Annotated in this window: 9 protein-coding genes and 8 tRNA genes; all 17 read left to right on the top strand. The window is 47.2% G+C overall.

The window, feature by feature from the left end:
- Window positions 1-183: 183 nt before the first annotated feature.
- The 17 genes from LCF57_RS09370 (at window position 184) to hisG (ending at window position 10,385) form a co-directional block, all read left to right on the top strand.
- Window positions 184-275, top strand: a tRNA-Ser gene (locus tag LCF57_RS09370).
- Between the two features lie 31 nt (window positions 276-306).
- Window positions 307-383: transfer RNA gene (locus LCF57_RS09365), tRNA-Met, on the top strand.
- Between the two features lie 10 nt (window positions 384-393).
- A tRNA-Val gene (locus LCF57_RS09360) sits at window positions 394-469 on the top strand.
- Between the two features lie 4 nt (window positions 470-473).
- A tRNA-Thr gene (locus LCF57_RS09355) sits at window positions 474-549 on the top strand.
- A gap of 16 nt (window positions 550-565) precedes the next feature.
- Window positions 566-642 (top strand) — tRNA-Asp (locus LCF57_RS09350).
- Window positions 643-720: 78 nt separating this feature from the next.
- A tRNA-Phe gene (locus LCF57_RS09345) sits at window positions 721-793 on the top strand.
- A 9-nt stretch (window positions 794-802) separates the two neighbouring features.
- A tRNA-Tyr gene (locus tag LCF57_RS09340) sits at window positions 803-888 on the top strand.
- Between the two features lie 7 nt (window positions 889-895).
- Window positions 896-968 (top strand) — tRNA-Lys (locus LCF57_RS09335).
- A 148-nt stretch (window positions 969-1,116) separates the two neighbouring features.
- Window positions 1,117-2,259, top strand: a complete 1,143-nt coding sequence (locus tag LCF57_RS09330) for a PucR family transcriptional regulator (protein ID WP_226000440.1) — start codon at window positions 1,117-1,119, stop codon at window positions 2,257-2,259.
- 103 nt (window positions 2,260-2,362) lie between these two features.
- Complete coding sequence (locus tag LCF57_RS09325) at window positions 2,363-3,487, top strand: ABC transporter ATP-binding protein (RefSeq protein ID WP_226000439.1); 1,125 nt, start codon at window positions 2,363-2,365, stop codon at window positions 3,485-3,487.
- Window positions 3,488-3,830: 343 nt separating this feature from the next.
- Window positions 3,831-4,769: an HPr(Ser) kinase/phosphatase gene (hprK, locus tag LCF57_RS09320; RefSeq protein WP_226000438.1), complete on the top strand. Its 939-nt coding sequence runs from the start codon at window positions 3,831-3,833 to the stop codon at window positions 4,767-4,769.
- A 43-nt stretch (window positions 4,770-4,812) separates the two neighbouring features.
- On the top strand, window positions 4,813-5,868 hold the full coding sequence (gene lgt, locus LCF57_RS09315; protein WP_226000437.1) for a prolipoprotein diacylglyceryl transferase: 1,056 nt from the start codon (window positions 4,813-4,815) through the stop codon (window positions 5,866-5,868).
- Window positions 5,865-6,518 carry a pyrophosphatase PpaX gene (ppaX, locus tag LCF57_RS09310; protein WP_226000436.1) on the top strand — a complete coding sequence of 218 codons (654 nt, stop codon included), beginning with the start codon at window positions 5,865-5,867 and terminating at the stop codon, window positions 6,516-6,518. Before lgt ends, ppaX begins: the two co-directional genes overlap by 4 nt.
- Entirely contained in the window at window positions 6,515-7,009 is a 495-nt protein-coding gene (locus LCF57_RS09305; protein WP_226000435.1) for an acyltransferase, read from the top strand. The genes ppaX and LCF57_RS09305 overlap by 4 nt, the downstream gene beginning before the upstream one ends.
- 90 nt (window positions 7,010-7,099) lie before the next feature.
- Window positions 7,100-8,308, top strand: coding sequence for an acyltransferase (locus tag LCF57_RS09300; RefSeq protein WP_226000434.1), 1,209 nt, complete (start codon window positions 7,100-7,102; stop codon window positions 8,306-8,308).
- A gap of 230 nt (window positions 8,309-8,538) precedes the next feature.
- The gene (locus tag LCF57_RS09295) at window positions 8,539-9,744 is read left to right on the top strand and encodes an ATP phosphoribosyltransferase regulatory subunit (RefSeq protein WP_226000433.1); all 1,206 of its coding nucleotides are present in this window, start codon (window positions 8,539-8,541) and stop codon (window positions 9,742-9,744) included.
- A complete protein-coding gene (hisG, locus tag LCF57_RS09290; RefSeq protein WP_226000432.1) occupies window positions 9,741-10,385 on the top strand; it encodes an ATP phosphoribosyltransferase in 645 nt (214 codons plus the stop codon). Before LCF57_RS09295 ends, hisG begins: the two co-directional genes overlap by 4 nt.
- Window positions 10,386-10,389: the final 4 nt, after the last annotated feature.

Here is a 10,389-nt window from a genome sequence, read left to right as displayed (position 1 = left end):
GGGTGGAAGTGCAGTAATGCATGGAGCTGACCAATACTAATCGGTCGAGGGCTTATCCTAAAAATAAGACGCAATGAAGTTTCGGATCCAGTTTTCAGGGTGTAACACCTTGAATTAGGCTTGATATTCAGTGTAATATGTAGAATAACTAGCTTGATTATCGCTAAGTGTGTCTATTTATTTGGAGAGATACCCAAGTGGCTATAAGGGGACCCTCTGCTAAGGGGTTAGACTGCGAAAGTGGTGCGAGGGTTCGAATCCCTCTCTCTCCGCCATTTAAGACAAGCTTGCGAAATATTATGTTATGGCGGTGTAGCTCAGCTGGCTAGAGCGTACGGTTCATACCCGTGAGGTCGGGGGTTCGATCCCCTCCGCCGCTACCATACATACCCAGGAGGCTTAGCTCAGCTGGGAGAGCATCTGCCTTACAAGCAGAGGGTCGGGGGTTCGATCCCCTCAGCCTCCACCACCGTGCCGGTGTAGCTCAACTGGTAGAGCAACTGACTTGTAATCAGTAGGTTGGGGGTTCAAGTCCTCTCGCCGGCACCATTTATGAAAAATATAGGGAACTGTGGTGTAGAGGCCTAACATGCCTGCCTGTCACGCAGGAGATCGCGGGTTCGAATCCCGTCAGTTCCGCCATTTTTCAATTTTATAGTTTAACCGTACTAAAGTGGGAAGGGGAATCCCTCCGCACTTTATTTTTTTGTTAATGGATATGGCTCGGTAGCTCAGTCGGTAGAGCAGAGGACTGAAAATCCTCGTGTCGGCGGTTCGATTCCGTCCCGAGCCACCTTTATATGGAGGATTAGCGAAGTGGCCAAACGCATCAGACTGTAAATCTGCTCCCTTACGGGTTCGGTGGTTCGAATCCATCATCCTCCACCAGTTTTATGAGCCATTAGCTCAGTTGGTAGAGCACCTGACTTTTAATCAGGGTGTCGAAGGTTCGAGTCCTTCATGGCTCATCGAAAGTCATCAACTATAGGTTGATGGCTATTTTTGTGTTGTTTAGGTTATGTTTTTAATCACTTTTTTATTTTACGGTATCGACGGGTTATAATGATTTCATTATGTTCGCTTTGTGCATATCAAAAAAAGTGAAGTGGTGATCGCGTGACTCTGAATACGGAATGGATTCAGCAACAGCTTCAGAATATTATTCAAGCGCCTTTTACCATAGTGCCCTGGTGTTCGGAAATGATGGCGGAAGGTCAGACCGCAGATTCAGTTATACCGGATAGATCGTTTATACGTGATAGCAAGTTATATTTCCCGTTTCGTGCAGCGGTGGGTGAACTGGCTGCCTTTATGGTAGAGGCCAGACACTTGACCGATCGGGAACGACAGTTAGTAGAAGCGCTGTTGGGGAACATGGAGCAGGTTTGGCAGAATGGGGCACAATTGTCGATGAATCCGATTTATAGCGAGGAAGAGCGAATGAATCGTTTTGGACAATGGCTCATACAGCAGGCTGCTAATCTGGACAATGAAGAAGAGGCTCCTGATGAATTGCAGCTTCATGATTCGCTATCAGCGTGCATGGTTCCGATTTTACTCCATGGTGAGGGTACACAGGAGGGGGGGATTGCCTTTCCGCAGCTGCATCGACTGTTAGCTAGTTATTTTGGTGGAGAGGTGCTGCTTGTTCCACTAGATAAGCAATCTTGGTTGATTATGGCTAAAAAAGAGCTCCTGTTAGGAGCAGACGACGAACGGGATAAAGACACTGAAACCAAGGATGCAGATTTTACGGAATCGCTGGAGGAGGTCCTTACGGCTTTTAGTCTGGGCTTATACGAGCTTATCGCGAATGAGTGGGTGGGTGTATTCCATTTGGCGGTATCCAAGCCGTTTATACCTTCACGAAATCTCTCCAAGGAGCTGAATATGCTATGGGAGACGATCCACCTTGGGAAAATTTTTCACGTAACAGAGCACATCCACTTTTCATGGGAACTTCATTTGGAAAGGCTGTTAAACCGTATTCCCAAGGAACAACGGATACTATTTTTAGAGCAGTTAATGAAGTCATCTGTCATATTGAAAGACTCAGAAACGGTGGCTACATTAGATATCTTTTTTCAACTGGACTGTAATGTAAGTGAGACAGCTAAGCGTTTGTATGTACACCGGAATACGCTGATTTACCGTCTGGACAAAATTAAACAGGAGACGGGTTTGGATGTACGGACGTTTAATGATGCAGTTTTGGTCAAGCTTTATCTACTATTGTACAAAGTGACAAAAAGGAAATAGCATTTTTGTGCAGTTTGCGAATAGCCATGCTTTGGGTACTAGGGTAAGATACAAGTAGAAAATGTATTCGATTTCAAAACTTGATCTTGGGGAGGCAAAAGCTATGGCTGGTGTACGTTTAGAGCATATTTTCAAGAAATATCCCGGTGCAGAGAAAGCTACGGTTGTTGATGTCAATTTGGACATTCAAGATAAAGAATTTCTCGTATTGGTTGGTCCTTCCGGCTGTGGTAAATCTACTACACTCCGTATGATTGCTGGTCTGGAGGAAATCTCGGACGGTAAATTGTACATTGGAGATCGTGTTGTGAACGACGTGGCTCCAAAGGATCGCGATATCGCGATGGTGTTCCAATCCTATGCTTTGTATCCGCATATGAACGTGTACCAAAACATGGCTTTTGGTCTGAAGCTTCGCAAGGTGAAGAAAGAAGAAATTGACAAACGTGTACGTGAAGCGGCTAAAATCCTTGATATTGAGCATCTCCTGGATCGCAAGCCGAAAGCGCTGTCCGGTGGTCAGCGTCAGCGTGTTGCCTTGGGACGTGCGATTGTACGTGACCCGCAAGTCTTCTTAATGGATGAGCCACTGTCCAACTTGGATGCCAAGTTGCGTGGTCAGATGCGTGCTGAAATCACGAAACTGGCTAAGCGCCTGGAAACAACCGTTATCTACGTAACGCATGACCAGGTCGAAGCCATGACGATGGGTGATCGGATCGTAGTTATGAAGGATGGTATTATCCAACAAGCTGCCTCCCCAGATGAACTGTACAACCGTCCAGTGAATCTGTTCGTGGCTGGTTTTATCGGCTCACCTACGATGAACTTTATCACAGGTCAGCTGGTTGAAAAAGAAGGTGCATTGCATTTCACTGCACCAGGTCTGGATCTGTTCGTGCCTGAAGGTAAAGGACAGATTTTAAAAGCCAAGGGTTATATCGGGAAAGAAGTAATCTTGGGCATCCGTCCTGAGGATATTCATGAAGAGCCTGTATTCCTGGAGGCTTCTCCAAATACGATCTTTACATCCACTGTGGATGTAACGGAAAATCTCGGTCATGAAATGCTGTTGTACCTGAGTGGTGCCGGAAATGACACGATTATTGCCCGTGTAGACGGACGTTCCAATACTCGTGATGGTGTCAAAGCGAAGTTGGCTGTCGATATGAACAAGGTTCATATTTTCGATAAAGAATCGGAATTGAGCATTTTGGTTGGTGAATAAGACCAGCCTGTGGAAAGAGTCGCCGTTTTCCTAATCAGGGAACGGTGGCTTTTTTTGTATATGTCCTACAGCTACCAGCTTCGGCATTGCATTCATTGGAAAATTCCGATACGATGGGTACAATGGTGTAGGTCTGGGTTCAGGCAAGCTTTGTAGTGGGTCATAAGTGTGATCAATCCAACTGTCGGAAACAGAGGTAGCCTGAAATCATATGATGAAATAATACAGTGAGGCTTGGGCTGGTGCAGGATAGACTGGCGTGGGGCTGTATGGTTGATAGGGTAAAGCTACATAAATCAAATAAGGTATAGAATCCGGTTTTGCAGATGAAGGGGAGAATACGATGGCTAAACAGGTAAAGGTATCCGAGCTTGTACAGCAGTTTCAAATGGAGGTTATTTCCGGTGAAAAGGGTCTGCGCAGACTGATCACAGTTGACGATTTGAATCGTCCGGGTTTGGAGATGGCGGGGTATTTTGAATACCATACACAGGAGCGGGTGCAGCTGTTGGGAAGGTCTGAGTTGGCTTTTCTGGGTATGCTGCCTCCTGAGGAGAGACGGGATCGGATGGAGCGCCTGTGTACAGAGCTGACTCCATGTATTATTATCACTCGTGGTTTGGAAGTACCCGCTGAATTAGTGAAGGCGAGCGCCGAGCGAGACGTTCCTGTACTGCGGACCAATATGGCGACGACGATTTTATCAAGCCGCATTACGGGCTTTCTCGAAAGAAAGCTGGCTCCTACGGCGACTATTCATGGTGTACTATGTGACGTCTATGGTGTAGGTATGCTCATCACAGGCAGTAGCGGAATTGGTAAAAGTGAAACCGCGTTGGAACTGGTTAAGCGTGGACACCGTTTGGTAGCGGATGATGCGGTGGAAATTCGGCAAACGTCTGATTTTCAGCTGCATGGTACTGCACCCGAGTTGATTCGTCACCTGCTGGAAATTCGTGGCGTGGGTATCATTAATGTGATGACGCTGTTTGGTGCAGGTGCTGTTCGTAATAACAAGCGGATTACATTGGTTGTTCGTCTGGAGGCATGGCAGCAGGACAAGCAGTATGACCGTCTTGGCTTAGATGAAGAAACGACTCGTATTATTGATACAGATGTTCCACTCGTTACGATTCCAGTTCGTCCGGGCAGAAATTTGGCTGTAATTATTGAGGTGGCAGCGATGAATTATCGTTTGAAACAAATGGGCGTTAATGCAGCTCTACAATTTACGAATAAGCTGACGGCTACAATTTCCGAAGATATGGAAGATATGGATTAAGGTTCGGTTGTTTGCAAGGAAGAAGAAGGAGTGAGAGAAACATATGTCAACGGCAACATTATTGCTGAATCCGATTGCTTTTTCAATCGGGGCAATTAAGGTCCACTGGTATGGGCTAATTTTGGGGCTGGCGGCGCTTGTGGGTTTATATCTCGCCATCCGTGAGGGAAAAAGATTCGGTATTCCGCAGGATTTTTTTATGGATATGCTGTTGCTAGGGGTCCCATCGGCTATTATTGGAGCGCGTATTTATTATGTGGCCTTCAAGTGGGAAGACTATAAAGATAATCTATGGGATGTTTTCAAAATTTGGAATGGCGGTATTGCGATCTACGGCGCGTTGATCGGCGCGATTATATGTGCTGTCATTTATTTTCGCTATAAAGGGTATAACTTCTGGCGTATCGCTGATATTTGTGCGCCGGGGTTACTGATCGGCCAAGCGATTGGACGCTGGGGTAACTTTGTCAATCAGGAAGCCTATGGTGGACCGACGGAAGAAACCTTTTTGCGGAATCAACTGCATTTGCCGGATTTCATTGTGAATCAGATGAACGTTAACGGGGTATTCCACCACCCTACGTTCCTGTATGAATCGCTGTGGAGTATCGTAGGCGTGATTTTGTTGCTTGTGATTCGCCGCATGAGATTTGTGCGTGCAGGTGAAATGTTTGCATTCTACTTCATTTGGTACTCTATCGGTCGCTTTTTCATCGAGCGTGTGCGGACGGACAGCTTGGCCTTTCAGGGGCCGGACTGGATGGCTTCCTTTTTAAATGCTCTGTGGTCCCCTATGGTATGGCTAGGGTTTGAACCAGGGTACTTGGACCCGAACTACGGTAACGTACGGATTTCACAGCTGCTTGCTATCTTCATTATTGTAACCGCCGTGATTTTTATCCTGGTTCGTCGCCGGAAGGGCTCATCCGTTGCAAGATATAGCGACCCGATTGTCTCCAGCAAGACGGGGATTGATCAGGTACCTGACGTGACGCCAGAGCAAGCATCCCGTCCAGGACAAGATACGGCTCCTCCAACTGCAACAGCGGATAAGCTTCCTATGGAGGAAAGGGACGAGGATAAGAAGGAGCATCTATGATAAACACGATTTTGTTTGATTTGGATGGCACCATCATGGATACGAATGAACTGATTATCAGCACGTTTTTGCACATTATGAATCATCCGGATGCTGATCCGCTAACTCGGGAGCATATTATACCCCATATGGGTGGAACGCTGGATGATCAGCTCCGTACTTTTTCAGGATTAACGGATGTATCTGAGCTGGTTAAAGCCTATCGTGCTTATAATCATATTCATCATGATCAAATGGTAAAGCCATTTCCGTATGTGATTGAGGTTATTCAGGAGCTGCGTGCGCGAGGAATTAAGCTGGGGGTCGTGACAACCAAAATACGACCATCCACGATGCGTATACTTGATCTTTTCAATATGACCTCCTCTATGGACTATATTGTGACGGTAGACGATGTGGAGCATCCGAAGCCGCATGCAGAGCCAGTGCTCAAGGCATTGGCTGGCTTGAACGCTGAAGCAGAGCATACGTTGATGGTCGGAGACAGTTCGTTTGATATTTTGTCAGCTAAGGCGGCAGGTGTGAAATCTGCGGGTGTTGCCTGGTCGCTCAAGGGTGAGGAAACTCTGCGTGGGTATGGACCAGATTACATGTTGCATGATATGCGCGACCTGCTGAAGCTGGAGCTTCAAGGTGTCAATGTATCGTGAGAAAGGTGAAACGCTATCCCGTAGAAGGACCTAACGCGTTGTGGCAGATTTATCGGACGGTGAGCCCTTGGAAAGGCGTTAAAAATTTCATTTTTATACAGATTGCTCGGTATTGCCCTATGCTTTCTCTGAAAAACGCCATTTACCGTAAAATGCTGGGTATGAAGGTGGGGCAACATTCGGCCTTCGGCCTGATGGTCATGGTAGATGTTTTTTTTCCAGAGCATATTACGATAGGAAACAATTCGGTCATCGGATATAACACGACCATACTGGCCCATGAATACCTTATACAGGAGTATCGTATCGGTAAAGTGGTGATTGGGGATCATGTATTGATCGGTGCAAACACGACCATTTTGCCAGGGGTTACCATCGGTGACGGAGCGATCGTAGCTGCCGGAGCGGTGGTGCATAAAGACGTACCTGCTGGAGCATTCGTAGGCGGTAATCCATTGCGTGATTTAGGACCATCCGATGTGGAGCAATAGTAAATAGCATTAACAAGAAAGGCCCCTTATGGATTAAGGGGCCTTTTTTCACTGTTTTTTGTATAATAAGTAGAGGAATGGCTGTTGGTTATGTTTAAATATAGAAAAAAATATATTTGCAAGGCGATATGGGAGCGTGTTGATTTGGTCAAAAAGGAACGTATACCGGAGCTTGATATTTATCGGGGAATGCTAATTGCAGCCGTTGTTACTATTCATGCGACTTCAATGGCTTTGATTGATGCACGTCATTCGCTATTATTTTATCCTTTTTTATTTTTAAATGTGTTTAGTAGCTTTGCAGTGCCAGTGTTTATCTTTGTGAGCGGATTTGTTTTATTTTACAATTATGTGGATCGACCGCTTCGGGGTAAGAATATGCTTGTGTTTTTTCGGAAAAGGCTGATGTTTATTGTATTGCCCTATATTTTGTTTTCACTTCTCTACTATTTGACCCTGGTGACACGCGGGCTAATGCCGCTCAGTGATCTTCCTCTGGTGCTGTTAACAGGAAAGGCATATACGCATTTGTATTATGTAATCATCATTATTCAATTTTATTTGGTCTTTCCGTTACTGCTGTGGGGAGTACAGCGTTTACGACAATGGATAGTAAGCCCAGAGAGAGCAGCTTTTGTTATTTTGGCAGCAGGTTTGGTCATCCAATGGGGGTTTGTATTACTGAACAAATATGTTTGGGAAATGGAAAGAGGAAGCCTTGCGATTACGTATATCAGTTACTTTGCTCTGGGTGCAGCGGTAGCGATTGGGTATGAAGGGTTCAAAAAGTGGCTTTTTCCGTTGCCAGGGAAGGCAATCGGTCGCAGACAGTTGATCAGCTGGTGTGCCTTGTGGGCGGCTTGGCTACTAGTGGGCATAGCTTATGTGCAGATATGGTTTATAGCGTATCGCAAAGCCATCTATGCAGACTCACTGGTCTATGAACTGCTCCGCAATGCACATTCCCTCGTATCTGCGCTAGTGCTGTTTCAGTGCTCTGTTTTGCTCTATCGTTATGCGAATGGGAGGCTGCGAGCCTGGATCAGTTGGATGGGTGCATGTTCGTTCGGTATTTATTTACTTCACCCGGCATTATTGCGAGTGTATCGCAAGCTGGATCTGCATGGAACGCCGATAGAATATATTTTCTACGTTGCCGGCGGATGGTTGTTGGCACTGTTTGGCTCATGGCTGATTGTGACGTTATGTTTTCGATATCTACCGTTTTCCTGGGTCGGATTGGGTACGATTCCGAAATTACCTCCTTCACGGACTAAAGGTGAGCAGGTGAGCGGCTAAATATTTTAAGATGGACTGTTGGCTGAGAGGCTGGCAGTCTTTTTTTTAGGATTCATGAATTCGGCAGTGGATACAATATAGAGAGGGGTAGCGTATGGATGAAAACTTTAAAAATGGGCAGCTCCGTTCGGTTGACGTTCACAAGTAGGGCATGATAATATATCGAATATACTTTAGTTTGTTAGCACTTTACCATGATAAAGATATTGTGAAATCATGAGGTGATAGAGATGTCTAAGCCAAAAGGGTTTGAAATTCCTATAGGGGTTCGGGATTACCTCCCACGTGCAGTGTCGAAGCTGCGGGCGATAGAATTGAATGTGCTCGAATGCATGGAGCGTTGGGGCTACCGTCAGATTATGACGCCTACGATGGAATACTACGATACGGTGGGTGTAGCCAGCTCCACCTCGGATCAGAAGCTGTTTAAGCTGCTCAATAACCGGGGAACCACGCTGGTGTTGCGGTCTGATATGACTGCGCCAATTGCGCGGGTGGTATCGTCGCTACTGAAGGAAGAGGAAGTGCCGCTTCGGCTTTCCTATCACGCCAACGTATTTCGGGCGATTGAGGAAGAGGCGGGAAGAGAAGCCGAGTTCTTTCAGACGGGTGTAGAACTGGTAGGCGATGACTCGCCGGAGGCAGATGCAGAGGTTGTGGCATTGGCGATCGCATCGTTACAGGCCGCAGGAGTTACCTCTTTTAAAATTGCCATGGGACATGTGGGATTCCTGAACGGTCTGTTCGAGGAAATCATTCCAGGTCGCCAGGCTGAACAGGAAGCGCTAAAGGAGCTGTTGCTGGGCCGAGATGTAGTGGGCTACCGAACAGCGATTGAGGCTTTGGGCTTGGCTTCTGAACATCGGGATAAGCTGGAGGCTATTCTTCGGCTACGCGGTGGAAAAGAAATCTGCGAACAGGCTACCCGTCTTAGCGTAGAGCAGCAGACGCTTCAATCTATTGCACATTTGTGTGAGGTGTGGGAAGTACTGGAGGCTTACGGCGTATCTGAACATGTGCTAATTGACCTTACCATGATCGGGGATTTTTCATATTATACAGGAATGACTTTTGAGGGCTATGCGGCGGAGATTGGATTTCCCGTATGCAACGGAGGTCGCTATGACAATCTGCTTCAGCAGTTTGGTCGGTCTGTACCTGCGACGGGATTTGCACTGAAGACGAACCGGATCGTCGACGGTGTAGACGGCATTGAGATTGAGACGAAGCGTCCTGCGCTTATCCTTTATGACGAGCAGGGACGCCGGGAGGCATTATCCGCTGCGGAGCAGCTTCGTACAGTCGGCCGGATTGTGGTTACAGGCTTAACGGGTGGACCGGAGGATGGGCGGCGCCAGCAGCAGGACTTATATGCGGAGGTATACAGCTATACAGCCACAGAAAGACGACCGGTACAAGGGAGGGAATTACCATGACGGAAACATTGAAGGTAGCCATGCCGAAGGGACGGATTTATAAGCAGGCTTCTGAGCTGTTTCGCCGAGCTGGGGTCCCGATTCCCCTGGATGTGGATGATACGCGCAAGCTGGTCATTCCGCTACCTGAGCTGGGAATGGAGTTCATCATGGCGAAGCCGGTCGATGTCCCTACGTATGTAGAGTATGGAGCTGCGGACATTGGCATTGTAGGCAAGGATGTATTGCTGGAGGAAAACAAGGATGTGTATGAACTGCTGGATCTGGGAATTGCCCGTTGTCGAATGTCGGTGATTGCTCTGCCGGATTGGCAGCCAGGTATTCGCCAGCGTGTCGCTACCAAATATCCGAACGTGGCTTCCCAGTATTTTCGGGAGCAAGGTCAGCAGGTGGAGGTTATTAAGCTGAACGGTTCCATCGAGTTGGCGCCGTTAATCGGCCTGGCAGACCGCATTGTTGATATGGTGGAGACCGGGCAGACCTTGCGGGAGAATGGATTGGTTGAGCAGATCAGCATTCTGGATATTACCAGTCGTCTGATTGCCAACCGGGTCAGCTACCGGATGAAAAACGGCCCGATTCAGGCGTTATGTGACCGATTGCATCAGGTGATTCCAACTGCGGTGACACCGCGGGACTAATCTA

The organism is Paenibacillus sp. BJ-4 (genome assembly GCF_020404765.1).
In the GTDB taxonomy this organism is placed as follows: domain Bacteria; phylum Bacillota; class Bacilli; order Paenibacillales; family Paenibacillaceae; genus Paenibacillus.
This window is presented reverse-complemented; position numbering and strand designations above follow the sequence as displayed.

What these genes read in the sequence shown, in the direction of transcription:
- hprK (WP_226000438.1), top strand. Translation starts at nt 3,831, where the DNA reads ATGGCTAAACAGGTAAAGGTATCCGAGCTTGTACAGCAGTTTCAAATG.
- hisG (WP_226000432.1), top strand. Translation starts at nt 9,741, where the DNA reads ATGACGGAAACATTGAAGGTAGCCATGCCGAAGGGACGGATTTATAAG.
- ppaX (WP_226000436.1), top strand. Translation starts at nt 5,865, where the DNA reads ATGATAAACACGATTTTGTTTGATTTGGATGGCACCATCATGGATACG.
- LCF57_RS09325 (WP_226000439.1), top strand. Translation starts at nt 2,363, where the DNA reads ATGGCTGGTGTACGTTTAGAGCATATTTTCAAGAAATATCCCGGTGCA.
- LCF57_RS09295 (WP_226000433.1), top strand. Translation starts at nt 8,539, where the DNA reads ATGTCTAAGCCAAAAGGGTTTGAAATTCCTATAGGGGTTCGGGATTAC.
- lgt (WP_226000437.1), top strand. Translation starts at nt 4,813, where the DNA reads ATGTCAACGGCAACATTATTGCTGAATCCGATTGCTTTTTCAATCGGG.
- LCF57_RS09300 (WP_226000434.1), top strand. Translation starts at nt 7,100, where the DNA reads ATGTTTAAATATAGAAAAAAATATATTTGCAAGGCGATATGGGAGCGT.